The organism is Pseudomonas sp. MF6751 (assembly GCF_016613265.1).
GTDB lineage: Bacteria > Pseudomonadota > Gammaproteobacteria > Pseudomonadales > Pseudomonadaceae > Aquipseudomonas > Aquipseudomonas fluorescens_BV.
In genome coordinates this window covers 42,457-68,273 of the sequence record NZ_JAENSV010000017.1, presented here as the reverse complement: position 1 = coordinate 68,273, position 25,817 = coordinate 42,457, and the positions used below count along the sequence as shown (strand labels likewise).

The window sequence follows — 25,817 nt, the reverse complement described above, 5'->3', positions numbered from 1 at the left end:
GCGCCATGCTTCGGATGTATAGCTTGATGCTGGCGTTGACCCTGGGCCTGACCGGCTGCGCGTCCTGGTTCGAAGACGACGCGCCGCCCCCCCACGTTTCCCTGGTCAAGGTCGAAGTGGTGCGGGCCAAGCTGCTGGAACAGAAATTCAAGCTGTACTTTCGCGTGGACAACCGCGACGACGCCGACCTGACCGTGCGCGGCCTGGTCTACAAGGTCAGCCTGGGCAATCTGGTGTTGACCGAAGGCGAGTCAAACGAGTGGCTGACCGTACCGCCACGCGGTCATAAATTCTTCAAGGTCTCGGTGCGCACCAACCTCTGGCCACAGGTGCGTGAGGTGGTGCAGATGCTGAAAAATCCCGACCGGCCCGTGCCTTATCGTTTAGAGGGCGAACTGAAAACCGGATTATTCATCGGTAATGACGTGCAGGTGGCACACAATGGCGAGATAATCCCCGGCGATTTTATTCCGGAGCAACATCGATGACACAGCAACCCCATGTCCATGGTCCTGACTGCAACCACGATCATGATCATCATGATCATCATGATCATCATGATCATCATGATCACGACCACGGCCATGTCCACGGCCCGAACTGCGGCCACGCTCACCAGGAGCCGGTGCGCAATGCGTTGAAGGACGTAGGTCGCAACGATCCTTGCCCGTGCGGCAGCGAGAAAAAATTCAAGAAGTGCCACGGCGCTTAAGCTGTACTGAAGATCAAAATGCCGGCGGCCCCCCACCCCAGCCTTGATCCAAGGTTGCAGGCGATCAAATGTGGGAGCGGGCTTGCTCGCGAATGCGTTACGTCAATTGATACAGACACTGACTGATACACTGCTTTCGCGAGCAAGCCCGCTCCCACACAGTTCTGCGCCTGACTCAAGTTCTAATGCTTAACCCAAAACTCCCGCTTGCGTCGTTTCGCCGCGCTCACTAACGTAGCGCCTTTACTGACGCTACCCCCCGCAGGAGCTTTGCCATGGCCTCGCCAGCCCTCTTACATTTTCTTCCCCGGTTCGGCGTTGCCGCGGCAGTGGTCAGTGCCTTGGGCCTGGCCGGTTGCCAGCTCCAGAACACCCAGGACACCCTGCCGCCCGTTGCCGGCGTGCAGCCAATCAAGGGCCTGGCACAGAATGTGTCGGTGCGCCGCAATGCCCAAGGCATGCCGCTGATCGAAAGCAACACCTTCCACGACGCTCTGTTCAGCCTCGGTTACGTGCACGCCAGCGACCGCATCACCCAGATGGTCACCCTGCGCCTGCTAGCCCAGGGCCGCCTGGCGGAAATGTCGGGGCCGCAAGTGCTGGACGTCGACCGTTTCATGCGGGCGGTCAACCTCAAGAAAAGCGCTGGCGAGTTGTATAGCGCCTCATCGCCGCGCCTCAAACGCTTCTTTGAAGTGTATGCCCGAGGCGTCAACGCCTACCTGTTCCGTTATCGCGACAAGTTGCCGACGGACCTGGCCCAGAGCGGCTACAAGCCCGAGTACTGGAAGCCGGAAGATTCGGCGCTGCTGTTCTGCCTGCTCAATTTCAGCCAGTCGAGCAATCTGCAGGAGGAGCTTTCGTCCCTGATGCTGGCGCAGAAGGTCGGCGTCGACAAACTGGCCTGGCTCACCCCAAGCGCACCGGACGAACCCGTCCCGCTGGCCGAAGCCGACAAGCTCAAAGGCGTCAACGTGAACCAGATCACCGGCCTCGCCGGGCTGGAGACGGTGGGCCAGCAATTGCGCGGCCTCAATGCCCTGGGCGTCACCACCTCAAGCAACTGGGCCATTGGCCCGCAACGCAGCCGCAGCGGCAAGAGCCTGTTGGCCAACGACATCGCCGCGCAGCCACAAGCACCGTCGCCGTGGAACTACGTACAGATTCGTGCGCCCAAATACCAGGCCGTCGGTGCTTCGATTGCCGGCCTGCCGACCCTGCTGGCGGGTTTCAACGGCAAAGTGGCGTGGAGCATGAGCGCGGTCAAGGGCGACACCCAGGACCTGTTCCTGGAGAAGGTCAAACGCCAGGGCAGTGCACTGTACTACGAGAACAACGGCAAATGGCTGCCGGCCGGCGTGCGCAACGAAACCTTCTTCATCAAGGGCCAGCGCTCGATTCGCGAAGTGGTGTACGAAACCCGCCACGGCGCTCTGCTCAACAGCAGCCAGGCGCTCACCAGCGGTCTTGGCCTGGCCTTGCAAACCGCCGACTTCAAGGACGACAAGAGCCTGGATGCGTTCTTCGACCTGTCCCGTGCACAAAACGCCGGCAAGGCCTCGGATGCTACCCGCGAGATTCGCGCCATCGCCCTGAACATGATCTTCGCCGACGCCAGCAACATCGGCTGGCAGGTCACCGGCCGTTTCCCCAACCGCCGCGAAGGCGAAGGCCTGTTGCCATCGCCGGGCTGGGACACGCGCTTTGACTGGGACGGCTACGCCGACGCGATGCTGCACCCGTACGACCAGGACCCGGCCCAAGGCTGGATCGGCACCGCCAACCAGCGTACCGCGCCGCGTGGCTACGGCATGCAACTGTCCAACGCCTGGGATGCACCGGAGCGCAGCGAGCGCCTGGCGCAACTGGCCAACGCCGGCAAGCATGACAGCCGCAGCCTGATCGCCATGCAATACGATCAGACCACCCTCTTCGCCGCCAAGCTCAAGAACATGTTCCAGGCTCCGGGCATGGCCCAGCCGCTCAAGCAGGCCATCGAGGCCCTGCCGACAGCGGAACGTGCCAAGGCCCGCGAAGCAATGGAGCGCCTGATGGCCTTCGATGGCCGGCTGGCAACCACCTCGGCTGACGCGGCAATCTACGAACTGTTCCTGCAGGAAAGCGCGCGGCAGATCTTCCTGGACAAACTCGGCCCGGAAAACAGCGCCAGTTGGAAAGCCTTCGTCAGCAACGCCAGCCTGTCCTACTCGGCCATCGCCGACCACCTGCTGGGCCGTGAAGACAGCCCATTCTGGGATGACACGCGTACACCGCAAAAAGAAGACAAACCCGCGATCCTGGCTCGCACCCTGGCCGCCGCCATCACTACTGGCGACAGCCAACTGGGCGCCGACCACAAGGCCTGGCAGTGGGGCAAGCTGCACAGCACCACGTGGAAAAATACCAGCGGCCAGGTCATCCGCGGTCCCTTTGCCAGCGGTGGCGACCACAATACCTTGAACCCGGCGCCGTATAGCTGGGGCCAGGATTTCAACGCGACCCAGGTGTCGGCGCTGCGCATGATCATCGACTTCGGCCAGGCGGAACCGATGATGGGCCAGGGCGGCATCGGCCAATCCGGCAACCCGGCCAGCCCGAACTATGCCAACGGCATCGACCCGTCGCTGAAAGCGCAGTACCTGAGCTTCCCGATGCAGCCGCAGAACTTTGAAAAGGTGTATGGCAAGACAAGGTTGACCCTGACGCCCGGTAAGTAACCGGGCTTCCCTGACGAAACTGGATAACGCTGTGGGAGCTGGCTTGCCTGCGATAGCAGCCGACGGTAACCACGATGCGAAGCGAGCCGCTCTTGATCTGCTTTTGATCTTGATCTTAGGCGCCCCGTCAAACCACGCTGGCCGGAATTCGACAGTGATTTGGGGGGTAAACCGGCAGGGATGCCGGTTTAGCCGCCCCGCGCCATGGATGGCGCGTGGCGGCGGCCCCCCAAATCACTGGCGGATTACGGGCACACCGAGCCTAGGCGAGGTGCCGAGTGGTGGGGCAAGAGCGTTTTGCTTACTTTGCCGCTTTTGCAAAGTGAGCCGCCGTCAGGGCGGAACCCTAAGTGGCCGTTACCGCAGCAATGGATATGTACACAACCCAACTGTGTTGACTGCCAGGCCGCCTTCGCGAGCAAGCCCGCTCCCACAGTTGGATCGCGGGGCATCAGGCCGACATCGAAGACAAGCCCACCTTTGCACTGCCCGCATTCAAATAGAACTTCTAGACCCAGCCCCGCCTCATAAGTAACAAGCCCACCGCCCCGGCAACTCCATGGACCTTGTCATCGCCCGCCCCGAAGGCCTCTACTGCCCTGCCGGTGATTTTTATATCGACCCCTGGCGCCCAGTGGAACGTGCGGTCATCACCCACGCCCACGGCGACCACGCCCGCACCGGCAATCAACACTACCTGGCCGCCGCCCCCGGCGAAGGTATCCTGCGCTGGCGCCTGGGCCAGGACATCAACCTGCAAACCCTGGCCTACGGTGAACGGTTGGTGCATCACGGCGTGACCTTGAGCTTCCATCCGGCCGGGCACGTGCTCGGTTCGGCCCAAGTGCGCCTGGAATACCAGGGCGAGGTCTGGGTGGCGTCCGGCGACTACAAGGTCGAACCCGATGGTACCTGCGCGCCCTTCGAACCGGTGCGTTGCCACACCTTTATCACCGAATCCACCTTCGGCCTGCCGATTTACCGCTGGCAGCCCCAGGCGCAGATTTTTGCCGGGATCAATGACTGGTGGCAGGCCAATATCGCCAGCGGCAAAGCCAGCGTGTTGTTCTGCTACTCCTTCGGCAAGGCCCAACGCATCCTCCATGGGCTGGACGCCAGCATCGGCCCGATCCTCAGCCACGGCGCGGTCGAACCGTTGAACCGGGTTTACCGCGAAGCGGGCATCTACATCCCCGAGACGCTGTATGCCGGCGACTTCAAAAAGACCGACCCACTGCTGCGCCAAGCCCTGATCATCGCCCCGCCCTCCGCTGGAGGCAGTACCTGGATGCGCCGCTTTGGCGACTACAGCGACGCCTTCGCCAGCGGCTGGATGCGCCTGCGCGGTACCAGACGGCGGCGCGGCGTGGACCGTGGCTTCGTGCTCTCGGACCACGCCGACTGGCCGGGCCTGTTATGGGCCATCGAACAAACCGGCGCGCAACGGGTGATGGTCACCCATGGTTCGGTGGGTGTGTTGGTACGCCACCTGCGGGAAAAGGGCTTGGATGCCCAAGGCTTCAGCACCGAATACGGCGATGACGAAGAAGAGGCCACGGCATGAAAGCCTTCGCTGAGCTGTACGCCAACCTCGACGCCACCACTTCCAGCAATGCCAAGCTCGACGCCCTGCAAGCCTACTTCATGCAGGCGCCGCCAGCAGATGCCGCTTGGGCCGTTTACTTTCTTAGCGGCGGGCGGCCACGACAGCTGGTGCCGACGCGCCTGCTACGGGACATGGCCACCGAAGCGGCCGGTATCGAACCCTGGCTGTTCGAAGAGAGCTACCAGTCCGTGGGTGACCTGGCCGAGACCATCTCCCTGCTCCTGCCAGAATCCACCTACACCTCCGAAGACGGCCTGGCCGTGTGGCTGGAGGAAAAACTGCTGCCCCTGCGCGGTCTGCCACCCTTGGACCTGGCAGACCGGCTGCCGGCCCTGTGGGCACAACTGGACCAACCGAGCCTGATGGTGTGCATCAAGTTGATCACCGGCAGCTTTCGGGTGGGCGTCTCAAAACTGCTGGTGACCCGCGCCCTCGCTGCCATGGCCGACCTCGACAGCAAGCGCGTGGCGCAGCGGTTGGTGGGCTACACCGATTTGTCGAACCGTCCCACAGCCGAAGGCTATCTAAAGCTGATTGCCGCCGAATCCTCCGACGAACACGCGCAACGTGGCGGGCAACCCTATCCGTTTTTTCTGGCTCACGGACTGGCGCAACCAGTGGAGCAATTCGACACCCTGCTCGGTTCACCCGCCGATTGGCAGGTGGAATGGAAGTTTGATGGCATCCGCGCACAACTGGTCAAGCGCGAGGGACGCCTGTGGGTCTGGTCTCGCGGTGAAGAGTTGCTGACTGAACGCTTCCCCGAACTCCATAGCCTGGTCGGTGGCCTGCCCGACGGTACGGTGATCGATGGCGAAATTGTGGTGTGGAAAGACTCGGTACAACCCTTCGCGTTGCTGCAACAGCGCATTGGCCGCAAGACCCTGAGTAAAAAAGTCCTTGAGGATGCGCCGGTGGCGGTGCTCGCCTACGACTTGCTGGAGTATCAGGGCGACGACTGGCGCAACCACATCCAGGCCGAACGTCGCACCCAATTGGAACAGGTCATCGCTGCGTGCAACCAACCGGTGTTATTGCCTTCGCCCTTGCTGGAAGGCAAGTCCTGGGCAGCCTTGGCCGAGCAGCGCGAAGCCTCTCGCAGCCTGGGCGTGGAAGGCATGATGCTCAAGGATCGCAACGGCCTCTACGGCGTGGGCCGCACCAAGGACATGGGCCTGTGGTGGAAATGGAAGGTCGACCCCTTCAGCGTCGACGCCGTGTTGATCTACGCCCAGCGCGGCCATGGCCGGCGCGCCAGCCTCTACAGCGACTACACCTTCGCGGTATGGGACGGCCCACCGGGAAGCGAGCGCACACTGGTGCCGTTCGCCAAGGCATATTCCGGGCTGACCGACGAAGAAATGCGCAAGGTCGACGCCATTGTGCGCAAAACCACGCTGGAGAAGTTCGGCCCGGTCAGCAGCGTGACGCCGAGCATGGTGTTTGAGTTGGGTTTTGAAGGGATTGCCCTGTCCAAGCGGCACAAGAGCGGGATTGCGGTGCGGTTTCCGCGGATGCTGCGCTGGCGCCAGGACAAGGCGGTGGATGAAGCGGACAACCTGGCCACGCTACAAGACTTGCTGACTTGACATAGCTCCCACATGCCAGGTCTACCTTTGACCCGAAATAGTGCGCTCATTTGCTGACGCCCATTTTTGGGCGCCGCCTACACTTGGACCTGCCTTATCCCACCGTTTAAAAAGCCCATCCGGAACTATGGTGCAGAAATTGCTACTTGTGATGGGTCTGACACCGTTCAGTAACAGTCCTAATCGCGCCACAAGCGCTTATCTTGGTTTCCAGGGATTACATAATGAAAAAAGCATTGCTGACCCTTTCTGCACTGGCTCTGTGCATGGCTGCTGGTGTTGCTACAGCCAAGGAATACAAGGAATTGCGTTTTGGTGTCGACCCTTCCTACGCACCGTTCGAATCCAAGGCCGCCGACGGCAGCCTGGTGGGCTTCGATATCGACCTGGGCAATGCGATCTGCGCGGAGCTGAAGGTCAAGTGCAAGTGGGTCGAAAGTGACTTCGACGGCATGATCCCGGGCCTCAAAGCCAATAAATTCGATGGCGTGATCTCGTCGATGACCGTGACCCCCGTGCGCGAGAAGGCCATCGACTTCTCCTCCGAGCTGTTCTCGGGCCCGACTTCGCTGGTGTTCAAGAAAGGCGCTGGCTATTCGACGCCAGAATCCCTCAAGGGCAAATCGGTAGGTTACGAGCAAGGCACCATCCAGGAAGCCTACGCCAAGGCCGTACTGGATAAAGCCGGGGTGACCACCAAGGCTTACGCCAACCAGGACCAGGTGTACGCCGACCTGACCTCCGGGCGCCTCGACGCTTCCGTGCAGGACATGCTCCAAGCCGAACTGGGCTTTCTCAAGTCGCCAGCCGGTGCTGGCTATGAAGTGAGCGCCGCCATCGACGACCCGCTGCTGCCGTCGAAAACCGCCATTGGTATCAAAAAAGGTAACACTGAACTCAAGGCGCTTTTGGATAAAGGTATCAAAGCGTTACACGATGATGGCACCTACGCCACTATCCAGAAGAAACACTTTGGCGATCTGAACCTGTACAGCGGCAAGTAAAGCCTGGGGCGCCCTGCTTCAGGTGGGGCGCTTTTTTATCGCCATAGGTCCTGATTTATGTTCGAAGATCTGTTGCAAACCCTTGGGCTGAGCGCATTCAGCCTGAAGGGTTTCGGCCCGCTGTTGCTGCAAGGCACCTGGATGACCATCAAGTTGTCGGTGCTGTCCCTGGCCGTCAGCGTATTGCTGGGCCTGCTCGGCGCAAGCGCCAAACTGTCCAGCCTGGCCATTGTGCGTATCCCCGCCCAGCTCTATACCACTCTGATTCGCGGTGTACCGGACCTGGTGCTGATGCTGTTGATTTTCTACAGCCTGCAAACCTGGCTCAGTGGCTTTACCGACTTTATGGAATGGGAATACATCGAGATCGACCCGTTCAGCGCCGGGGTGATCACCCTGGGCTTTATCTACGGTGCGTATTTCACCGAAACCTTTCGCGGTGCGATCCTCGCCGTGCCCCGCGGCCAACTCGAAGCCGCCACCGCTTACGGGCTCAAGCGCGGGCAGCGGTTTCGCTACGTGACCTTCCCGCAGATGATGCGTTTTGCGCTGCCGGGCATCGGCAATAACTGGATGGTGATGCTCAAGGCCACCGCACTGGTGTCGATCATCGGCCTCGCAGACTTGGTAAAAGCCGCCCAGGACGCTGGCAAGAGCACCTATCAACTGTTTTATTTCCTGGTGCTGGCGGCGCTGATCTACCTGTTGATCACCAGCGCCTCCAACTTTGTCTTGCGCCGACTTGAACGTCGCTACTCCGCAGGCGCCCGGGAGGCCGTGCGATGATTGAGCTATTGCAGGAATACTGGCGCCCTTTTCTTTACAGCGACGGCCAGCACATCACCGGCCTGGCCATGACCTTGTGGCTGCTCAGCGCCTCATTGGTCATCGGTTTTCTGGTGTCGATTCCACTGTCCATCGCCCGCGTTTCGCGCAAGCGCATGGTGCGTTGGCCCGTGCAGTTCTACACCTACCTGTTTCGTGGCACGCCGCTCTATATCCAATTGCTGATCTGCTACACCGGCATCTACAGCCTTGCCGCCGTACGAGCACAACCGGTGCTGGATGCGTTCTTTCGCGACGCGATGAACTGCACCCTGCTCGCCTTCGCCCTCAACACCTGCGCCTACACCACGGAAATTTTCGCCGGGGCAATCCGCAGCATGGCCCACGGCGAAGTCGAGGCGGCCAAGGCTTACGGCCTCAGCGGCTGGAAGCTGTACGCCTACGTGATCATGCCTTCTGCGTTGCGACGCTCGTTGCCCTACTACAGCAACGAAGTGATCCTGATGCTGCACTCGACCACCGTGGCCTTTACCGCGACGATCCCGGACATCCTCAAAGTGGCACGGGATGCCAACTCTGCCACCTTCATGACCTTCCAGTCATTTGGCATTGCCGCATTGATCTATCTGACGGTGACCTTTGCCCTGGTCGGCCTGTTTCGCCTGGCGGAGCGGCGTTGGCTGGCCTTTCTCGGGCCGAGCCACTAAGGAGCTTGCATGCACCATCAGCTACATGACCTGATCGCACCGGTGCCCGGCACGGCGCGGCAGATCCACAGTTTTCACTTCGGCCCGCAGCAGCCCGAAGGCAAGGTGTACATCCAGTCCTCCCTGCATGCCGATGAATTGCCAGGCATGCTGGTGGCCTGGCATTTAAAGGCGCGCCTGGCAGAACTTGAAGCGACCGGGCGCTTGCGCAGCGAAATCGTGCTGGTGCCCGTCGCCAACCCGGTGGGCCTGGAACAGGTATTGATGGATATCCCCTTGGGCCGCTACGAACTGGAAAGCGGGCAGAACTTCAATCGCCTGTTTGTCGACCTCAGCGAAGACGTCGGCAACCAGGTCGAAGACCTGCTGGGCGATGATCCACAGCGCAATGCCCAATTGATCCGCAGCGCACTGTCCCGCGCCCTGGCCGCGCACACCGCCCAGACCCAGTTGCACTCCCAACGCCTGGTTCTGCAACGCCTGGCCTGTGATGCCGACGTGGTGCTGGACCTGCATTGCGACTTCGAAGCCGTGGCGCACCTGTACACCACGCCCGAAGCCTGGCCACAGGTAGAACCGTTGGCGCGCTACCTGGGCTCGGAGGCCAACCTGTTGGCCACCGATTCCGGTGGGCAGTCTTTTGACGAGTGTTTCACCCTGGTGTGGTGGCAGTTGCAGCAACGCTTCGGCGAACGCTACCCGATCCCCATGGGCAGCTTGTCGGTGACCGTCGAGCTGCGTGGCCAGGGCGATGTCAACCACGGCCTCGCCGCGCTGGACTGCCAGGCCATCATTGATTATTTGATCCACTTCGGCGCCATTCGCGGCAATGCAGCCCCCTTGCCTGCCCTGGCCTACCCGGCTACGCCGCTGGCGGCGGTGGAGCCGGTAACCACCCCGGTGGGTGGCTTGCTCGTGTTCAGCGCCCTGCCGGGGGAATACCTGGAGGCGGGGCAATTGGTCGCTGAAATCATCGACCCCATTACCGACCGCGTAACGCCTGTGCACTGCCAGCAGGCCGGGCTGCTTTACGCCCGTTCGCTACGCCGCATGGCCACGGCCGGCATGGTGATCTGCCATGTTGCCGGCACACAGGCCTACCGCAGCGGTTATCTACTTTCGCCTTGAGGATGCACGCCCCATGTACAAACTGACCGTTGAAGGCCTGCACAAAAGCTATGGCGACAATCAAGTGCTCAAAGGTGTGTCGCTCAAGGCCAAGACCGGTGATGTGATCAGCCTGATCGGCGCCAGTGGCTCAGGCAAGAGTACCTTCCTGCGCTGTATCAACTTTTTGGAAACCCCCAACGATGGCGCCATGACCCTGGACGGCCAGGCAATCCGCATGGTCAGCGACCGCCATGGCATGCGCGTGGCCGACGACGCCGAGTTGCAACGCTTGCGCACACGGCTGGCGATGGTGTTCCAGCACTTCAACTTGTGGAGCCACATGAGCGTGCTGGAAAACATCACCATGGCCCCCCGCCGCGTGCTGGGTTGCAGCAAGAAGGACGCCGAAGACCGTGCGCGCCGCTACCTGGACAAAGTCGGGCTGCCGGCGCGCGTGGCTGATCAATACCCGGCGTTCCTCTCCGGCGGCCAGCAGCAGCGTGTCGCCATCGCCCGCGCCCTGGCCATGGAGCCGGAGGTGATGCTGTTCGATGAACCCACGTCGGCGCTGGACCCAGAGTTGGTGGGCGAAGTTTTGAAGGTGATCCAGGGCCTGGCCGAGGAAGGCCGTACCATGATTATGGTGACCCACGAGATGAGCTTTGCGCGCAAGGTTTCAAGCCAGGTGCTGTTCCTGCATCAGGGTCTGGTGGAGGAGCAGGGCTTGCCGGAGGATGTGCTGGGCAATCCGAAAAGCGAACGCCTGCAACAGTTTCTGAGTGGCAATTTGAAGTAAACCTTTATGACGCCTGGAGGGTCTGTGCAATAGAGCCTTCAGAGCGTCAGTTGCCGAATGGCAAAAACCCACGACTTCGCCAAGCAATGGTTTGCCACCCAAGGCTGGAAGCCATTCGCCTTTCAGAAAGAGGTATGGGCCGCGGTCAAGGCCGGCCAATCAGGGTTACTGCATGCCAGCACCGGGGCGGGTAAAACCTATGCCCTGTGGTTTGCCGCCCTCAATCGTTTCGCCATTACCCGCCCGCCCGTCACAGGCAAACGCAAACCGCCTGCCGAGCCGCTGACCGTCCTGTGGATCACGCCGATGCGCGCCCTGGCCGCCGACTCCGCACGTGCCCTGCAAGCCCCGTTGGAGGCCCTTCAGATTCCCTGGAGTGTAGGTCTGCGCACCGGTGACACCAGCAGCAGTGAACGCGCACGCCAGACCCGTCGCCAACCCACCGCTCTGGTCACCACTCCGGAAAGCCTGACCCTGATGCTGGCCCGTGCCGACAGTGAAACCAGCCTGGCGCACCTGCGCATGGTCATCGTGGATGAATGGCACGAATTGATCGGCAACAAGCGCGGCGTGCAATTGCAACTGGCACTGGCTCGCTTGCGGCGCTGGCATCCTGAGTTGATGGTGTGGGGTATTTCCGCGACGCTGGGTAATCAGGCCCACGCTTTGGAGGTACTGGTCCCACAGGGTGGCGGCATCAATGTACAGGGGCAAACGGACAAGGCACTGAAGGTCGACACCTTGCTGCCGCCCGTCACCGAGCGCTTTCCCTGGGCCGGGCATATCGGCTTGAAGATGTTGCCGCAAGTGGTCGCCGAGGTAGAGGCCAGCAGCAGTTGCCTGGTATTTACCAACACCCGCGCGCAATCCGAGATCTGGTACCAGGCGATTCTGGGCGCTCGTCCGGACTGGGCCGGCTTGATTGCCCTGCACCACGGTTCGTTATCGAGAGAGACCCGGGACTGGGTGGAGCGAGCGTTGAAAGATGGACAGCTCAAGGCAGTGGTGTGCACCTCCAGCCTGGACCTGGGCGTGGACTTCCTGCCGGTGGAACGGGTGCTGCAAATCGGCTCCGCCAAGGGTGTGGCGCGGTTGATGCAACGCGCCGGGCGTTCCGGCCACGCGCCAGGGCGGCCCTCACGGGTAACGCTGGTGCCAACCCACAGCCTGGAGCTGGTGGAAGCCGCAGCCGCCCAGGATGCGATCGCCCAACGGCGCATCGAAGCGCGGGAATCACCTTACAAGCCGCTGGATGTGCTGGTACAACACCTGGTCAGCATGGCCTTGGGCGGCGGGTTTACTCCGGCGGCACTGTTGGACGAAGTGCGCGGCGCCTGGGCCTATCGCGACCTCACCGAAGCGGATTGGGCCTGGGCCCTCGGATTTGTGCGCCATGGTGGCCTGTCACTCACCGCTTATCCGGATTACCGCCGGGTGGAGCCCGATGAGCACGGCATCTGGCGTGTTCCGGATGCCCGCCTGGCACGCCGCCATCGCATGAGCGTGGGCACCATCGTCAGTGATGCCAGTATCCAGCTCAAGTTCTGGAGCAAAGGCGGCGGCGGCAAGAACCTGGGCAGTGTCGAGGAAGGCTTTATTGCAAGGCTTAAGCCGGGGGATGGGTTTCTGTTCGCCGGGCGCTTGCTGGAACTGGTGCGTGTGGAAAACATGACCGCCTATGTGCGCCGCAGCAACGCGAAAAAAGCCGCCGTGCCACGCTGGAATGGCGGGCGCATGCCCCTTTCCAACGAACTGGCCCAGGCGGTGGTCGAGCGTTTTGATGCCGCCGCGCATGGGCACTTCGACGGGCCTGAGATGCAGGCGGTGCAACCGTTGCTGCACACCCAATTGCGCTGGTCCGGGCTGCCGACCCGCGAGCATTTGCTGGCTGAAACCCTGCGGTCGCGGGAGGGCTGGCACTTGTTTCTGTATCCGTTCGCTGGCCGCCAGGTACACCTGGGCTTGGCCAGTTTGCTGGCGTGGCGGGTCAGCCAGCAGCAGCCGCTAACCTTTTCGATTGCGGTGAATGATTATGGCCTGGAGCTGTTGAGCGCCACGGAGGTGCAGTGGCCCCAGTTGTTGAACACTAGAGTGCTGAGCCCCCAAGGCCTGCTGGCGGACGTGGTCGCCAGCCTCAATGCCGGTGAACTGGCCCTGCGCCGCTTTCGCGAGATTGCGCGAATCGCCGGGCTGGTATTTGCCGGGTATCCCGGCGCGCCAAAAAGCACGCGACAAGTGCAGGCTTCCAGTGGTTTGTTCTTTGAAGTGTTCAAGCAATATGACCCACAAAATCTGCTGCTGGCCCAGGCTGGGGAAGAAGTTCTGCGGGACGAGCTGGATATTCGCCGGCTGGAACAGACGCTGAATCATCTGTCGACATTGAAGCTGGACCTGCACAGGATCCAGCGGCCCACGCCCCTGGCCTTTCCGCTGCTGGTAGAACGGATGCGCGAAAGCATGAGCTCGGAAAAACTCTCGGAGCGCATCGCGCGGATGGTCAAGGACCTGGAAAAAATCGCCGACAAAGGGCAAGGCTGATGCATTACCCACTGACGGTTGAAGGCGAAGAACTCTGGCTATTGCCGGACAAGGCCGTGTATTGGCCTGCACGCCGATGCCTGCTGATTGCCGATGCGCATTTTGGCAAGGCTTCGGCCTATCGCAGCCTGGGACAACCGGTGCCACAGGGCACGACTACGGCCAACCTGGAACGCCTGGACAGGCTCGTATCGGCCCTACCGTGCGCGCAGTTGATCTTTCTCGGTGATTTCCTCCACGGTCCCGGCTCTCACGCCAGCGGCACCCTGAACGCAATCAGGGCCTGGCGTGTGCGCAATCGCACATTGACCTTGACCTTGATTCGCGGCAATCACGACAAAAGCGCCGGCGACCCACCGTTGGATCTGGGCATCGAGGTGATCCCCGGGCCCCTGCTGATGGGCCCTTTCGCCTTGCAACATGAACCAGACGCCCACGCCAGCCATCATGTACTGGCGGGGCATGTGCATCCGGTGTACCACCTGCGCGGCAAAGGGCGCCAGCGGCTACGCCTGCCGTGCTTCCAGATCGGCACTCAGGTTAGCCTGCTGCCGGCCTTCGGCGCGTTCACAGGGGGTTATGCCGTGGAGCAGGCGCAGGACCAGCGAATCTTTGTGATTGGCGATCACCAGGTCTGGCCGATTCAATGAATCGAGACAAGCCTGCTCAGGTATCAGGCAACGGGCGCGGGTGGCGGCTCGTCCGGTAAGGTCGGCTCACCCGGCTCGGTAGGCTGCGGGTAATCAGGTTCGGGTTGACCAGGGATGCCCCCCGCGTGCGCGGGGTTGGCCATCAAGGACCAGGCCAGAACACCAATCTGGTTGGGTTCAAGCCGGGCGAGTTCTGCGCTGATTCGCGGGTCGATCTTCATAAGGTACTCCTCAAGTATGGCCCGACGCGTTTCACACGCGCCGAAGCAGTACACCTAGATAGAGTCACTTTCTGCAGACAAATTCCCTTTACCCGTAGGCGCTTTCGATCAAGCGCGTGGGAGAGTGACGCCACGCTGGCCCTGATACTTGCCCGCGCGGTCTTTGTAGGACACTTCACAGGCCTCATCGGACTGCAGGAACAGCATCTGTGCCACGCCCTCGTTGGCGTAGATCTTTGCCGGCAAGGTGGTGGTGTTGGAGAATTCCAGAGTGACGTGGCCTTCCCACTCAGGCTCAAGCGGCGTGACATTGACGATAATGCCGCAGCGGGCATAGGTGCTTTTACCCAGGCAAATGGTCAACACGTCACGAGGAATACGGAAGAATTCCACGGTGCGCGCCAGGGCGAAAGAGTTGGGCGGGATGATGCACACGTCGCTCTTGACGTCGACGAAGCTCTTTTCGTCGAAGTTTTTCGGATCGACGATCGCCGAATTGATGTTGGTGAACACTTTGAATTCATCGGCGCAACGCACGTCGTAGCCATAGCTGGAAACGCCGTACGAAATCACGCGCTCGTCGCCTTCGCCACGAATCTGGCGTTCGACGAACGGCTCGATCATGCCGTGTTCCTGCGCCATGCGGCGAATCCACTTGTCCGATTTGATGCTCATGGCGGTGTCCTGAATAGCGAGGCGAAAAAAATCTGTGGGCCATCTTACCGGGGCCGGCGTTGGGGTTCAAAGGCCGCACCGGTTTTCTTGATCAATGCACTGCCAGCTATAAGCCGCAGCCAGCGTGGCCGGGCCCCGGACGGCAGGCGCCAATGACTGTAAATACCACCGCCAGTCACGAAATTAGAGAAACCTTCGGAAATACCATTGGCACGTTCCGGAAAAAGGGTTAAGGTGGCGCCACTGTGCTGCTTGTGTCACTGAGAATCTCTACACGATATGTTGAATTTCGATCCAACCATCTCCAAGAATTTTTCCTGCTCTTTGCACTCAGTCTCGGCCAGGGCTTTTCCTGAGTCGCAGTTAACTTTGTCCAAGGAGATACACCATGTCTAATCGCCAAACTGGTACCGTTAAGTGGTTCAACGATGAAAAAGGCTTCGGCTTCATCACTCCACAATCCGGTGACGACCTGTTCGTTCACTTCAAAGCTATCCAATCCGACGGCTTCAAAAGCCTGAAAGAAGGCCAACAGGTTTCTTTCATCGCTACCCGCGGTCAGAAAGGCATGCAAGCTGAAGAAGTTCAAGTTATCTAACTTGTACTGACTTAGTCGAAAAAACCCCGCCCTTAAAAGCGGGGTTTTTTTATGCCTGGATTTTGGTGCGCTACACCGATGTAATGACGGACAAAAATGTGGGAGCGCAGCTGTATGTGGGAGCTGGCTTGCCTGCGATGCTATCGACTCGGTGCACTAGCTATACCGAGTTGATGCTATCGCAGGCAAGCCAGCTCCCACACAAGCCGGCTCCCACATTTTTGTCTTGTGTCGTTTATTGGAACAACGATTCACTCGACAAGCCATTCTTCTCCAGGATCTCGCGCAAGCGCTTGAGGCCCTCCACCTGGATCTGCCGCACCCGCTCACGGGTCAGGCCAATCTCCAGGCCTACATCCTCCAGGGTGCTGCTCTCATGGCCGCGCAGGCCGAAGCGGCGAATCACCACTTCACGCTGCTTGTCCGTGAGCTCTGACAGCCACTGGTCAATACTTTGGGAAAGATCATCGTCTTGCAGCAGCTCGCAAGGGTCTGTCGGACGATCATCGGTCAGGGTGTCCAGCAGGGTCTTATCCGAATCCGGCCCCAGCGAGACATCGACCGAAGAGACACGCTCGTTAAGGCCCAGCATGCGCTTGACCTCCCCTACCGGTTTTTCCAGGAGGTTGGCGATCTCTTCAGGCGAAGGTTCATGATCGAGTTTTTGCGTCAGCTCACGCGCCGCCCGCAGGTAGACGTTGAGCTCCTTGACCACATGGATCGGCAACCGGATCGTGCGGGTTTGATTCATGATCGCCCGTTCGATGGTCTGGCGAATCCACCAGGTGGCATAGGTGGAGAAACGGAAGCCCCGCTCAGGGTCGAACTTCTCCACAGCCCGGATCAAGCCCAGGTTGCCCTCCTCGATCAGGTCCAACAGGGAAAGCCCACGATTGACGTAGCGTCGGGCGATCTTCACCACCAGGCGCAGGTTGCTTTCAATCATGCGCTTACGCCCAGCCGGATCGCCCTTCTGCGACAGACGCGCAAAATGGACTTCTTCTTCGGGGGTCAACAGAGGGGAAAAGCCGATTTCATTGAGGTACAGCTGGGTCGCATCGAGCGCCCGCGTGTAATCAACGTACTTGTGCTGCTTCAACGCGGCAGCATTTTTGGATTTGGTGCGAACTGAAGGTGGTGATACCCCTTCATTATCTGACATCGTTTCCAAATCGATGCCGGTCTCCATAAGGAGAACCTCATCGTCGATGTCAAACTCCGGCACTTCTTTACTGAGAGCCATTGTTATAGTCCTTTGGTGAGTTCGACCTCAAGCTCAAGCGACGCCTCTATCCTTGGCAACGCTGGAGCCTGTTCCTTCTACGTGAGGGAACAGGCTGTGCGACACATCAACGACGGGGCAGGAATTGCAGCGGATCTACAGGCTTCCCTTGGCGGCGAATCTCAAAGTGCAGTTTCACCCGGTCTGTGCCCGTTGACCCCATTTCGGCAATCGTCTGTCCGACCTTGACCTGCTGCCCCTCCCGAACCAACAACCTGCGGTTATGACCGTAGGCACTGACGTAGGTATCGCTGTGTTTGATGATGACCAGCTCGCCGTAGCCCCGCAAACCACTCCCGGCGTACACCACTGTCCCATCAGACGCAGCTAAAACAGGCTGTCCCAAATCCCCGGCGATATCAATGCCTTTATTCAAACTACCGTTTGAAGAGAATTTTCCAATCAACACGCCGTTTGAAGGCCATCCCCATCCGGTCGGCGCAGGCCCGGCAGGTGGCAACGGCGCGGGTGCCGGCTTGCTCGCAACCGTAGGCGCGGCGCTGCCTGCAGGCCGGGTAATGATGGTGGTCTTGCTCGACGACGATGGCGAAGATCCCGACTTTGTCACAACTGCCGTAGGTGCAGAACCTGAGCGACCGTCGAAACGAATGGTCTGCCCGGGATGGATCGTATACGGCACAGGAATGTTGTTACGGGCGGCTAGCGCCTTGTAGTCCCAGCCATAACGGAAGGCAATCGAGAACAGTGTGTCGCCTTTGCGCACCACGTATTGGCCCGTGGTGACCGTAGGTCTCTGGGGGGTTGCGTTGGTACGGTCAACGACCCGCGCACCGCCGGATGGCGTGCTCGAGCAGGCTGCCAATAAGGAACTCAAGACAAGGCCAAGCACCAGTCGCTGAAAGCTTGTTTTACTCATTCGCTGCGCAGGACCTGTGAGACTCACCCGCCGCTCCCTTTGTGGTGGCTGAACGTTAACGCCTGTATCAGGCTTGAAATATGACGCAAGTATAACTGGGCATTGGCTTTTTACTGGCACCTGACTGAAAGGAAAAATTCATCATGTTTAATCGTGGCTGCCAGGCATGTTGATTCAATGGACCCCGCCGTAAGACACATCCGCGCTTACAGAATTCACTGCCCGCGAATAAATGATCAGGCCAGCGGGCCGTTGAGCAAGGGTACGAACCGCACGGCACCGAGTACATGCCGGGAAAAACCTTCGTCCTCACGGATAATAAGCATCAACTGTTGCACTTCGCCGGACCCCACCGGGATGACCAGCCGCCCGCCAGGCGCCAATTGATCCAGCAAGGCTTGCGGCACATCGGTGGCCACTGCGGTGACGATGATACCGTTGTAGGGCGCCAGCGCCGGCCAGCCCTCCCAACCATCGCCCCAGCGGAATACCACGTTGCGCAGGTTCAGCTCCACCAGACGCTCTTTGGCCCGGTCCTGTAGCACCTTGATGCGTTCGACCGAAAACACCCGCTCTACCAGTTGCGACAGCACGGCCGTCTGGTAGCCGGAGCCGGTACCAATCTCCAGCACCTTGTCCAACGGCCCCGCCGCCAGCAATAGCTCGCTCATACGCGCAACCATATAGGGCTGTGAGATGGTCTGGTTGTGGCCGATGGGCAACGCTGTGTCTTCATAGGCGCGATGCGCCAGCGCCTCATCAACAAACAGGTGCCGCGGCGTGCGCCGGATCACTTCCAGCACCTGCGCGTTGGACAAGCCTTCTTCATACAGACGCTGGATCAACCGCTCCCGGGTGCGCTGGGAGGTCATCCCGATGCCACGGCGCAACAGGTCGTCTTGTTCACGAGCCATCAACGCAGTCCCTCCAGCCAGCCATCAAGGCCACTGAAGGCATCACTGAAGGTGCGATCAAACAGCAGAGGGGTAACGGAGACATAGCCTTGCATCACCGCATGAAAGTCCGTGCCTTCGCCGCCATCTTCGGCGTCGCCGGCGGCGGCGATCCAATACCCTTCCTTGCCGCGAGGGTCGACCACCTTCAAGGGCGCCGCCGCACGGGCGCGATGACCCAGGCGCGTGAGTTGGATACCGCGAATATGGTCGAGGGGCAAGTTGGGGATATTGACGTTGAGCACCGTACGCGGCGGCAGGTCCAGGGAAGCATGGGCCTCCACCAACTTGCGCGCGTAGTAGGCCGCCGTCGCCAGGTTATCCAGTTGCCGCGAAGCAAAGGAAAAGGCGAAGCCGGTGCGGCCCAGGAAGCGCCCTTCAAGGGCGGCCGCCACGGTGCCGGAATACAGCACGTCATCACCCAGGTTGGCGCCCAGGTTGATCCCCGAGACCACCAGGTCTGGCTGGTGCTCCAGCAGACTGTTGATCGCCAGGTGCACGCAGTCGGTGGGGGTGCCGTTAACGCTGATAAAGCCATTGGCCAGGACCCGCGGATGCAGCGGACGGTCGAGCGTCAGCGAACTGCTGGCGCCGCTCTTGTCCTGGTCGGGGGCAACCACCACGCACTCGGCGTAATCCTGCAGCGCAGCATGAAGCGCGGCAAGACCGGGTGCGGTGGCACCGTCATCGTTTGATATCAGAATACGCATGGGCTGTCCGTCTGCCCCACCGGCACTAGATCAACAAGCTCGCGCACCAAGACAGTGGCGAAGCATCCGGCCGGCAGGACGAATTCCAATTGCAGAATGTCAGGCCCGGGATAATGCCACGTCAACCCGCCAATGGGCAGTCGCAGAATGCGACGTTCCTGGCTCATTCCCGCCTTCACCAACCAATCACGTAGGTCTGCTTCGCCAGCGGCGACAGATTGTTCCAGCTCGTACGTAAGACCTTTCGCCGGCGAGTCGCCTTCGCCCCACTGCGGGCCGGTGGGATGCAGGTCCAGGATCGCCAGGCGCGGGTCACTGCATTCAGCTTCCCCGGCCGGAAAAAAACTGCGACTGTCGGTAAACGCCAGCAGATCGCCAACTTGGGCACGCTGCCATGAACCGTCGGCGACGCGAGCCGCCAACACTTGGTTGAACAGGTAACTGCGAGCCGTGGACAGCAAGCGCGAGCGCACGTTGCGCTGCTCGGGCAGGGCCTTGCGGGCAGCCCACTCGCGAGCATCCACCACATTGCCGCCGTTGTGGCCAAAACGCTGGCTGCCGAAATAATTGGGGATGCCGTGCCGGGCAATCAACTGCAGACGTGCGTCGATGGCAGCGGTATCGCCGGCCAGTTGGGTCAGGCGCAAGGTGAAACCATTGGCCGAATGGGCCCCACGCTGCAACTTGCGCTTGTGACGGGCGGTTTTAAGGATCTTGAGGGTGTCGTTTTCTGCGCCGCTCATGTCCGGGTCGGCCTTGCCGGGCAATTGCACGCTGAACCACTGGCGGGTCAGGGCCTGACGATCCTTGAGCCCGGCATAGCTGACGGTGCGCAATGGCACCCCAGCAGCCTTGGCGATACGCCGTGCGGCTTCCTCAGTGTTCAAGCCGCGCTTTTCCACCCACAGCCACAGGTGCTCGCCATCGCCGGTCAGCGGGATGTCCAGCACCTCATCAACCTGGAAGTCTTCGGCCGTGGCCTTCAGTACCGCGCTGCCCAGGGCCTCGCCATAGGCCCGCGGGCCCAGCAGTTGCAGATCGTTCATGCGCGCAGCAACAAGGCGACGGAGTGCACCGCAATGCCCTCTTCACGACCGGTAAACCCGAGCTTTTCGGTGGTGGTGGCTTTCACGTTGACTTGATCCAATTCAATTTGCAGGTCTTCGGCGATCGCTGTGCGCATCGCTTCAATATGGGGGGCCATTTTCGGCGCCTGGGCGACGATGGTGTTATCGACGTTGCCGACCTTCCAGCCCTTGGCATGGATCAGGCCGACCACATGGCGCAGCAACACACGGCTGTCCGCGCCCTTGAAGGTGGGGTCGGTGTCCGGAAAATGCTTGCCGATATCGCCTAATGCAGCCGCGCCGAGCAAGGCATCGCTCAAGGCGTGCAGGACCACGTCGCCGTCGGAATGAGCCAGCAACCCATGGTGGTGTGCAATGCGCACGCCGCCCAGGGTGATGAAATCGCCTTCAGCGAAACGGTGCACATCGTAGCCGTGGCCAATACGCATAAAAAAACGCCCCGATTTAATTCAGGGCGTGATTCTACCTACTTTTGCCTCAGATTAACCGAGCAAAGCACGCCCATGATGGCGCAAATGGTCTTCGATGAAGCTGGCGATGAAAAAGTAGCTGTGGTCGTAGCCAGGCTGCAGGCGCAGTTCCAGCGGATGGTTGGCTGCCTTGGCCGCCTGCAGCAGGGCTTCGGGCTTTAGCTGAACGGCGAGAAAATCGTCGCGATCGCCCTGGTCCACCAACAGCGGCAGCTTTTCCGAGGCTTCGCTGATCAGCACGCAGGCATCCCATTCACGCCACTTAGAGCGCTCTTCACCCAAATAACGGGAAAAGGCTTTCTGACCCCATGGGCAGTCCATCGGGTTGTTGATCGGCGAAAACGCCGACACCGACAGGTAACGTCCTGGGTTGCGCAGCGCGCAGACCAGCGCACCGTGACCGCCCATGGAGTGGCCGCTGATGCCGCGTTTATCCGACGCAGGGAAATGCGCCTCCACCAGTGCCGGCAATTCGTGCACCACGTAGTCATGCATCCGATAGTGCTTGGCCCAGGGTTCCTGGGTGGCATTGAGATAGAAACCGGCGCCGAGGCCAAAATCCCAGGCGTTGTCCGGATCATCCGGCACACCGGGGCCACGGGGGCTGGTGTCCGGTGCAACGATGATCAAGCCCAACTCGGCGGCCATGCGCTGGGCGCCGGCTTTTTGCATGAAGTTCTCATCGGTGCAGGTCAGACCGGACAGCCAATACAGCACCGGTAATTTACCGCCCTGCTCTGCTTGCGGCGGCAGATAGACCGCGAAGGTCATGTCGCAACCGAGCACATCCGAATGATGCTTGTAGCGTTTATGCCAGCCGCCGAAGCTCTTCTGGCATGACAGGTTTTCCAGACTCATGGCCGACCTCAGAAGTGAATGACGGTACGAATGCTCTTGCCTTCATGCATCAGGTCAAACGCTTTGTTGATATCTTCCAGACCCATGGTGTGGGTGATGAAGGTATCCAGCGGGATTTCACCGGTCTGGGCCATTTCCACGTAGCTTGGCAATTCGGTACGACCGCGCACACCACCAAACGCCGACCCACGCCAGACGCGCCCGGTGACCAGTTGGAATGGGCGAGTGGCAATTTCCTGGCCAGCACCGGCCACACCGATGATCACCGATTCGCCCCAGCCTTTGTGGCAGCACTCAAGGGCCGCACGCATCAGTTGTACGTTGCCGATGCACTCGAAGGAGAAATCCACGCCGCCGTCAGTCAGGTCGACAATCACGTCCTGGATCGGGCGGTCGTAGTCCTTCGGGTTGATGCAATCGGTAGCGCCCAGTTGCTTGGCGATTTCGAACTTGGCCGGGTTGATATCGATGGCGATGATGCGCCCGGCCTTGGCCTTGACTGCACCGATAATCGCCGACAGACCAATGCCGCCCAGACCGAAGACGGCCACGGTGTCGCCCGGTTTGACCTTGGCAGTGTTGATCACCGCACCGATACCGGTAGTGACACCGCAACCGAGCAGGCAGACTTTTTCCAACGGCGCTTCTTTAGGAATCTTGGCCACGGAGATTTCCGGCAGCACGGTGTACTCGGAGAACGTCGAGGTGCCCATGTAGTGGAAAATCGGCTGGCCCTTGTAGGAGAAACGCGTGGTGCCATCCGGCATCAAGCCCTTGCCCTGCGTGGCGCGAATGGCCTGGCACAGGTTGGTCTTGCCACTCAGGCAGAATTTGCACTTGCCGCATTCCGGGGTGTACAGCGGGATCACGTGATCGCCCACAGCCACCGAAGTCACACCCTCGCCAATGGCTTCCACTACGGCACCGCCTTCATGGCCGAGGATCGACGGGAAGATGCCTTCCGGGTCGGCGCCCGACAAGGTGTAGGCGTCGGTGTGGCACACGCCGGACGCAACTACCCGCAGCAGCACCTCGCCAGCCTTGGGCATGGCGACATCCACTTCAACAATCTCAAGGGGCTTCTTGGCTTCGAAGGCTACGGCGGCACGGGACTTGATCATCCGGGTTTCTCCATCGGGTTAAAAACTGAGGCAGTGAGTGTAAAACATCGCCCATTGATGAATAATCCGAACCAAAGCAAAACATTATTGCCGTACAGGGACAATCAGCATGCTGGAGAACCGCTGGGAAGGCATTGACGAGTTTGTCGCGGTGGCCGAATGCAGCCAGTTCACGGCGGCGGCCGAACGGTTGGGCGTATCGTCCTCCCACGTCAGCCGGCAAGTGGCACGCCTGGAAGAACGCCTGCAAACACGGTTGCTGTACCGCAGTACGCGCAAGGTGACCTTGACCGAAGCCGGCCAGACCTTCCTGCAGCACTGCCAGCGCCTGCAGGACGGTCGCGAGGAAGCGTTGCGGGCGGTGGGCGACCTGACCAGCGAACCCAAGGGCATGTTGCGCATGACCTGCGCCGTGGCCTATGGCGAACGTTTTATCGTGCCGCTGGTGACGCGGTTCATGGCGCACTATCCGCAACTGCGCGTGGACATCGAGTTGACCAACCGCTCGCTGGACCTGGTCCATGAAGGCCTCGACCTGGCCATCCGCCTGGGACGCCTGCAAGACTCGCGCATGGTCGCCAGCCGCCTGGCGCCTCGGCGCATGTACCTGTGCGCCTCACCCTCCTACCTCGAACGGTACGGTCGGCCACACAGTTTGTCGGAGTTGAGCCGGCATAACTGTCTGATTGGCAGCTCGGATATCTGGCAAATGGCTCAGGATGGGCGGGAATTTTCCCAGCGTGTGCAAGGCAATTGGCGCTGCAACAGTGGGCAAGCGGTGCTGGATGCGGCGCTGCAAGGCATGGGCTTGTGCCAGTTGCCGGATTACTACGTGCTGGAGCATCTGCACAGCGGGGCGTTGGTGTCGCTGCTGCAGGCTCATCAACCGCCGAATACCGCCGTGTGGGCGCTGTATCCGCAGCAGCGGCATTTGTCGCCGAAGGTGAGGAAGCTGGTGGATTTCTTGAAGGTGGGGTTGGCGCAGAGGCCGGAGTACAAGCATTGAATTGAGGTGGTCTGCACCGGCCTCATCGCGGGCAAGCCCGGCTCCCACAGTTGGACGTGTTGTTTGATGTGGCAGCGATCAAATGTGGGAGCTGGCTTGCCTGCGATGAACATAGGTATCTACACAACTTCGGTACGACGCTAAACCTGTGGCGAGGGAGCTTGCTCCCGCGACGGCCTGGCAGCCGACGCTGATCTAACTGACGCACCGCGATCCAACTGTGGGAGCTGGCTTGCCTGCGAAGACGGCTTGACAGTCAACACAGTCGGACCGTGTACATATCCATTCCTGCGGTAACGGCCACTTAGGGTTCCGCCCTGACGGCGGCTCACTTTGCAAAAGCGGCAAAGTAAGCAAAACGCTCTTGCCCCACCACTCGGCACCTCGCTTAGGCTCGGTGTGCCCGTAATCCGCCAGTGATTTGGGGGGTCGCCGCCACGCGCCATCCATGGCGCGGGGCGGCTAAACCGGCATCCCTGCCGGTTTACCCCCCAAATCCCTGTCGAATTCCGGCCAGCGTGGTTTAACGGGGCGCCTAAGATCAAAAGCAGATCAAGATCAAGAGCGTCTCGCTTCGCATCGTGGTTACCGTCGGCTGCTACAGCCTACAAAGTTGTATAGATACCTATGCTGCGATGAAGCAGACCCGGTCTGACAGGTTACCGCCGGTTAACCCAGCGCAATTTCAACCACTCCAAGTCTTCCGGCCGAGTCACCTTGATATTGTCCGAACGCCCTTCGATCAGGCGCGGTGCCTGCCCAGACCATTCCATGGCCGACGCTTCATCGGTGATCACCGCATCGGCCACCAGGCTGTCGGCCAAGGCGCGATGCAAGGCGCCCAGGCGGAACATCTGCGGCGTGTAAGCCTGCCAGATCAGGCGGCGATCAATGGTGTCCACCACACGGCCATGCTTGTCGACACGCTTGAGGGTGTCGCGTGCCGGTACCGCCAGCAGGCCGCCTACCGGATCGTCAGCCAGTTCCGCCAACAATTTGTCGAGGTCATCACGGCTCAGGTTAGGCCGCGCAGCGTCATGCACCAACACCCAGTCGTCATCACTTGCGCCCAGGGCGTTGAGTTGCAGCAGCGCATTGAGTACCGAGCCGGAACGTTCCGAGCCCCCGTCGGCACGCTGGATACGCGGGTCATTGGCGCATGCCAAGGTGGACCAATAAGGATCGTCAATTGCAAGACTGACCACCAGGCCCTTGAGGCATGGATGGTCGAGAAAACAGCCGAGGCTGTGTTCGAGAATAGTACGCCCGCCCAATTGCAGGTACTGCTTGGGACGGTCCGCAGCCATACGGGCACCGACGCCCGCGGCAGGAATCACGGCCCAGAAGGCCGGTAAATCGTGGCTCATTGGGCCAACTGGTAGAGGGTCTCGCCCTCCTTGACCATGCCCAACTCATGACGAGCCCGCTCTTCAACGGTCTCCGTGCCTTTTTTCAGCTCAAGCACTTCAGCGTCGAGGACACGGTTGCGCTCCAGCAGGCGTTCGTTTTCGGCACGCTGGTCGGCAATTTGCTGGGTCAACTCTTCCACCTGCGCAAAGCTGCCATTACCGACCCATAGGCGGTACTGCAGGCCAGCCAGCAACAAGAGCAAGACGAGGAACAACCAATTGGGACTGCGCATCGAAATCCGGGTATCCATTGAATAAAGACAGTCATGCAAACCTTTTGCAGCAACTGATAGCACAAAGCCTGGAAAACCCAGGCTTGCGCTTGTCAGTCAGC

At 60.5% G+C, this 25,817-nt stretch carries 26 protein-coding genes; 14 read left to right on the top strand and 12 right to left on the bottom strand.

Features of this window, described 5'->3' with window-relative positions; translation table 11 throughout:
• Positions 1 to 5 precede the first annotated feature (5 nt).
• The 12 genes from JJD66_RS15845 to pdeM all read left to right on the top strand — a co-directional run bounded on the left by JJD66_RS15845 (position 6) and on the right by pdeM (position 14,215).
• A complete protein-coding gene (locus JJD66_RS15845; RefSeq protein ID WP_054897983.1) occupies positions 6 to 488 on the top strand; it encodes an LEA type 2 family protein in 483 nt (160 codons plus the stop codon).
• Positions 485 to 712 carry an SEC-C metal-binding domain-containing protein gene (locus JJD66_RS15840; protein WP_200648547.1) on the top strand — a complete coding sequence of 76 codons (228 nt, stop codon included), beginning with the start codon at positions 485 to 487 and terminating at the stop codon, positions 710 to 712. Before JJD66_RS15845 ends, JJD66_RS15840 begins: the two co-directional genes overlap by 4 nt.
• Positions 713 to 987: 275 nt before the next feature.
• The gene (locus JJD66_RS15835) at positions 988 to 3,429 is read left to right on the top strand and encodes a penicillin acylase family protein (protein WP_200648546.1); all 2,442 of its coding nucleotides are present in this window, start codon (positions 988 to 990) and stop codon (positions 3,427 to 3,429) included.
• 559 nt (positions 3,430 to 3,988) lie between these two features.
• Positions 3,989 to 4,993, top strand: a complete 1,005-nt coding sequence (locus JJD66_RS15830; protein ID WP_054897985.1) for a ligase-associated DNA damage response exonuclease — start codon at positions 3,989 to 3,991, stop codon at positions 4,991 to 4,993.
• Positions 4,990 to 6,624 (top strand): ATP-dependent DNA ligase, encoded by a 1,635-nt coding sequence (locus tag JJD66_RS15825; protein WP_198714765.1) that lies wholly within the window; start codon positions 4,990 to 4,992, stop codon positions 6,622 to 6,624. The genes JJD66_RS15830 and JJD66_RS15825 overlap by 4 nt, the downstream gene beginning before the upstream one ends.
• A gap of 224 nt (positions 6,625 to 6,848) precedes the next feature.
• The gene (locus JJD66_RS15820; protein WP_014717255.1) at positions 6,849 to 7,628 is read left to right on the top strand and encodes a transporter substrate-binding domain-containing protein; all 780 of its coding nucleotides are present in this window, start codon (positions 6,849 to 6,851) and stop codon (positions 7,626 to 7,628) included.
• Positions 7,629 to 7,685: 57 nt separating this feature from the next.
• Positions 7,686 to 8,414 (top strand): ABC transporter permease, encoded by a 729-nt coding sequence (locus tag JJD66_RS15815; protein WP_003189227.1) that lies wholly within the window; start codon positions 7,686 to 7,688, stop codon positions 8,412 to 8,414.
• Positions 8,411 to 9,121 (top strand): ABC transporter permease, encoded by a 711-nt coding sequence (locus JJD66_RS15810; RefSeq protein WP_054917884.1) that lies wholly within the window; start codon positions 8,411 to 8,413, stop codon positions 9,119 to 9,121. Before JJD66_RS15815 ends, JJD66_RS15810 begins: the two co-directional genes overlap by 4 nt.
• Positions 9,122 to 9,130: 9 nt before the next feature.
• Positions 9,131 to 10,249 (top strand): succinylglutamate desuccinylase/aspartoacylase family protein, encoded by a 1,119-nt coding sequence (locus tag JJD66_RS15805; RefSeq protein WP_198714767.1) that lies wholly within the window; start codon positions 9,131 to 9,133, stop codon positions 10,247 to 10,249.
• Between the two features lie 13 nt (positions 10,250 to 10,262).
• A complete protein-coding gene (locus tag JJD66_RS15800; RefSeq protein WP_034126849.1) occupies positions 10,263 to 11,027 on the top strand; it encodes an ABC transporter ATP-binding protein in 765 nt (254 codons plus the stop codon).
• Positions 11,028 to 11,084: 57 nt separating this feature from the next.
• A complete protein-coding gene (locus tag JJD66_RS15795; RefSeq protein ID WP_200648545.1) occupies positions 11,085 to 13,565 on the top strand; it encodes a ligase-associated DNA damage response DEXH box helicase in 2,481 nt (826 codons plus the stop codon).
• Positions 13,565 to 14,215 carry a ligase-associated DNA damage response endonuclease PdeM gene (gene pdeM, locus JJD66_RS15790; protein ID WP_200648544.1) on the top strand — a complete coding sequence of 217 codons (651 nt, stop codon included), beginning with the start codon at positions 13,565 to 13,567 and terminating at the stop codon, positions 14,213 to 14,215. Before JJD66_RS15795 ends, pdeM begins: the two co-directional genes overlap by 1 nt.
• A 23-nt stretch (positions 14,216 to 14,238) precedes the next feature.
• On the opposite strand, the gene JJD66_RS15785 is transcribed toward pdeM, so the two are convergent.
• Both JJD66_RS15785 and dcd read right to left on the bottom strand, forming a co-directional pair.
• Positions 14,239 to 14,436, bottom strand: coding sequence for a hypothetical protein (locus tag JJD66_RS15785; protein WP_005785769.1), 198 nt, complete (start codon positions 14,434 to 14,436; stop codon positions 14,239 to 14,241).
• A gap of 108 nt (positions 14,437 to 14,544) precedes the next feature.
• Positions 14,545 to 15,111, bottom strand: coding sequence for a dCTP deaminase (dcd, locus tag JJD66_RS15780; RefSeq protein ID WP_003189215.1), 567 nt, complete (start codon positions 15,109 to 15,111; stop codon positions 14,545 to 14,547).
• A 388-nt stretch (positions 15,112 to 15,499) separates the two neighbouring features.
• On the opposite strand from dcd, the gene JJD66_RS15775 reads away from it, so the two are divergent.
• The gene (locus JJD66_RS15775; RefSeq protein ID WP_002554837.1) at positions 15,500 to 15,709 is read left to right on the top strand and encodes a cold-shock protein; all 210 of its coding nucleotides are present in this window, start codon (positions 15,500 to 15,502) and stop codon (positions 15,707 to 15,709) included.
• A 235-nt stretch (positions 15,710 to 15,944) separates the two neighbouring features.
• Here JJD66_RS15775 and rpoS read toward each other — a convergent pair whose 3' ends face one another.
• The 8 genes from rpoS to JJD66_RS15735 all read right to left on the bottom strand — a co-directional run bounded on the left by rpoS (position 15,945) and on the right by JJD66_RS15735 (position 23,068).
• Entirely contained in the window at positions 15,945 to 16,952 is a 1,008-nt protein-coding gene (rpoS, locus tag JJD66_RS15770) for an RNA polymerase sigma factor RpoS (protein WP_034126846.1), read from the bottom strand.
• Positions 16,953 to 17,058: 106 nt separating this feature from the next.
• Complete coding sequence (locus JJD66_RS15765) at positions 17,059 to 17,895, bottom strand: peptidoglycan DD-metalloendopeptidase family protein (RefSeq protein WP_032893170.1); 837 nt, start codon at positions 17,893 to 17,895, stop codon at positions 17,059 to 17,061.
• 209 nt (positions 17,896 to 18,104) lie between these two features.
• Positions 18,105 to 18,740: a protein-L-isoaspartate(D-aspartate) O-methyltransferase gene (locus JJD66_RS15760; RefSeq protein WP_169850588.1), complete on the bottom strand. Its 636-nt coding sequence runs from the start codon at positions 18,738 to 18,740 to the stop codon at positions 18,105 to 18,107.
• Between the two features lie 41 nt (positions 18,741 to 18,781).
• Complete coding sequence (surE, locus tag JJD66_RS15755; RefSeq protein ID WP_003189210.1) at positions 18,782 to 19,531, bottom strand: 5'/3'-nucleotidase SurE; 750 nt, start codon at positions 19,529 to 19,531, stop codon at positions 18,782 to 18,784.
• Complete coding sequence (truD, locus tag JJD66_RS15750; RefSeq protein WP_198714770.1) at positions 19,519 to 20,577, bottom strand: tRNA pseudouridine(13) synthase TruD; 1,059 nt, start codon at positions 20,575 to 20,577, stop codon at positions 19,519 to 19,521. The genes surE and truD overlap by 13 nt, the downstream gene beginning before the upstream one ends.
• The gene (gene ispF, locus JJD66_RS15745; RefSeq protein WP_105226030.1) at positions 20,574 to 21,047 is read right to left on the bottom strand and encodes a 2-C-methyl-D-erythritol 2,4-cyclodiphosphate synthase; all 474 of its coding nucleotides are present in this window, start codon (positions 21,045 to 21,047) and stop codon (positions 20,574 to 20,576) included. The genes truD and ispF overlap by 4 nt, the downstream gene beginning before the upstream one ends.
• Positions 21,048 to 21,101: 54 nt before the next feature.
• Positions 21,102 to 21,947 carry an S-formylglutathione hydrolase gene (gene fghA, locus JJD66_RS15740; protein WP_105226029.1) on the bottom strand — a complete coding sequence of 282 codons (846 nt, stop codon included), beginning with the start codon at positions 21,945 to 21,947 and terminating at the stop codon, positions 21,102 to 21,104.
• An 8-nt stretch (positions 21,948 to 21,955) separates the two neighbouring features.
• Positions 21,956 to 23,068 (bottom strand): S-(hydroxymethyl)glutathione dehydrogenase/class III alcohol dehydrogenase, encoded by a 1,113-nt coding sequence (locus JJD66_RS15735; RefSeq protein ID WP_003189203.1) that lies wholly within the window; start codon positions 23,066 to 23,068, stop codon positions 21,956 to 21,958.
• Positions 23,069 to 23,177: 109 nt separating this feature from the next.
• Between JJD66_RS15735 and JJD66_RS15730 the strand changes: the two genes are divergently transcribed.
• Positions 23,178 to 24,074, top strand: a complete 897-nt coding sequence (locus JJD66_RS15730) for a LysR substrate-binding domain-containing protein (protein WP_034126841.1) — start codon at positions 23,178 to 23,180, stop codon at positions 24,072 to 24,074.
• A 659-nt stretch (positions 24,075 to 24,733) separates the two neighbouring features.
• Here the strand turns inward: JJD66_RS15730 and ispD are convergent.
• Together ispD and ftsB are read right to left on the bottom strand one after the other, a co-directional pair.
• Positions 24,734 to 25,441, bottom strand: a complete 708-nt coding sequence (gene ispD, locus JJD66_RS15725; protein WP_200648543.1) for a 2-C-methyl-D-erythritol 4-phosphate cytidylyltransferase — start codon at positions 25,439 to 25,441, stop codon at positions 24,734 to 24,736.
• On the bottom strand, positions 25,438 to 25,716 hold the full coding sequence (gene ftsB, locus JJD66_RS15720; RefSeq protein WP_003189195.1) for a cell division protein FtsB: 279 nt from the start codon (positions 25,714 to 25,716) through the stop codon (positions 25,438 to 25,440). Before ftsB ends, ispD begins: the two co-directional genes overlap by 4 nt.
• Between the last annotated feature and the right edge of the window lie 101 nt (positions 25,717 to 25,817).

What these genes read in the sequence shown, in the direction of transcription:
- JJD66_RS15845 (WP_054897983.1), top strand. Translation starts at nt 6, where the DNA reads ATGCTTCGGATGTATAGCTTGATGCTGGCGTTGACCCTGGGCCTGACC.
- JJD66_RS15840 (WP_200648547.1), top strand. Translation starts at nt 485, where the DNA reads ATGACACAGCAACCCCATGTCCATGGTCCTGACTGCAACCACGATCAT.
- JJD66_RS15835 (WP_200648546.1), top strand. Translation starts at nt 988, where the DNA reads ATGGCCTCGCCAGCCCTCTTACATTTTCTTCCCCGGTTCGGCGTTGCC.
- JJD66_RS15830 (WP_054897985.1), top strand. Translation starts at nt 3,989, where the DNA reads ATGGACCTTGTCATCGCCCGCCCCGAAGGCCTCTACTGCCCTGCCGGT.
- JJD66_RS15825 (WP_198714765.1), top strand. Translation starts at nt 4,990, where the DNA reads ATGAAAGCCTTCGCTGAGCTGTACGCCAACCTCGACGCCACCACTTCC.
- JJD66_RS15820 (WP_014717255.1), top strand. Translation starts at nt 6,849, where the DNA reads ATGAAAAAAGCATTGCTGACCCTTTCTGCACTGGCTCTGTGCATGGCT.
- JJD66_RS15815 (WP_003189227.1), top strand. Translation starts at nt 7,686, where the DNA reads ATGTTCGAAGATCTGTTGCAAACCCTTGGGCTGAGCGCATTCAGCCTG.
- JJD66_RS15810 (WP_054917884.1), top strand. Translation starts at nt 8,411, where the DNA reads ATGATTGAGCTATTGCAGGAATACTGGCGCCCTTTTCTTTACAGCGAC.
- JJD66_RS15805 (WP_198714767.1), top strand. Translation starts at nt 9,131, where the DNA reads ATGCACCATCAGCTACATGACCTGATCGCACCGGTGCCCGGCACGGCG.
- JJD66_RS15800 (WP_034126849.1), top strand. Translation starts at nt 10,263, where the DNA reads ATGTACAAACTGACCGTTGAAGGCCTGCACAAAAGCTATGGCGACAAT.
- JJD66_RS15795 (WP_200648545.1), top strand. Translation starts at nt 11,085, where the DNA reads ATGGCAAAAACCCACGACTTCGCCAAGCAATGGTTTGCCACCCAAGGC.
- pdeM (WP_200648544.1), top strand. Translation starts at nt 13,565, where the DNA reads ATGCATTACCCACTGACGGTTGAAGGCGAAGAACTCTGGCTATTGCCG.
- JJD66_RS15785 (WP_005785769.1), bottom strand. Translation starts at nt 14,436, where the DNA reads ATGAAGATCGACCCGCGAATCAGCGCAGAACTCGCCCGGCTTGAACCC.
- dcd (WP_003189215.1), bottom strand. Translation starts at nt 15,111, where the DNA reads ATGAGCATCAAATCGGACAAGTGGATTCGCCGCATGGCGCAGGAACAC.
- JJD66_RS15775 (WP_002554837.1), top strand. Translation starts at nt 15,500, where the DNA reads ATGTCTAATCGCCAAACTGGTACCGTTAAGTGGTTCAACGATGAAAAA.
- rpoS (WP_034126846.1), bottom strand. Translation starts at nt 16,952, where the DNA reads ATGGCTCTCAGTAAAGAAGTGCCGGAGTTTGACATCGACGATGAGGTT.
- JJD66_RS15760 (WP_169850588.1), bottom strand. Translation starts at nt 18,740, where the DNA reads ATGACCTCCCAGCGCACCCGGGAGCGGTTGATCCAGCGTCTGTATGAA.
- surE (WP_003189210.1), bottom strand. Translation starts at nt 19,531, where the DNA reads ATGCGTATTCTGATATCAAACGATGACGGTGCCACCGCACCCGGTCTT.
- truD (WP_198714770.1), bottom strand. Translation starts at nt 20,577, where the DNA reads ATGAACGATCTGCAACTGCTGGGCCCGCGGGCCTATGGCGAGGCCCTG.
- ispF (WP_105226030.1), bottom strand. Translation starts at nt 21,047, where the DNA reads ATGCGTATTGGCCACGGCTACGATGTGCACCGTTTCGCTGAAGGCGAT.
- fghA (WP_105226029.1), bottom strand. Translation starts at nt 21,947, where the DNA reads ATGAGTCTGGAAAACCTGTCATGCCAGAAGAGCTTCGGCGGCTGGCAT.
- JJD66_RS15735 (WP_003189203.1), bottom strand. Translation starts at nt 23,068, where the DNA reads ATGATCAAGTCCCGTGCCGCCGTAGCCTTCGAAGCCAAGAAGCCCCTT.
- JJD66_RS15730 (WP_034126841.1), top strand. Translation starts at nt 23,178, where the DNA reads ATGCTGGAGAACCGCTGGGAAGGCATTGACGAGTTTGTCGCGGTGGCC.
- ispD (WP_200648543.1), bottom strand. Translation starts at nt 25,441, where the DNA reads ATGAGCCACGATTTACCGGCCTTCTGGGCCGTGATTCCTGCCGCGGGC.
- ftsB (WP_003189195.1), bottom strand. Translation starts at nt 25,716, where the DNA reads ATGCGCAGTCCCAATTGGTTGTTCCTCGTCTTGCTCTTGTTGCTGGCT.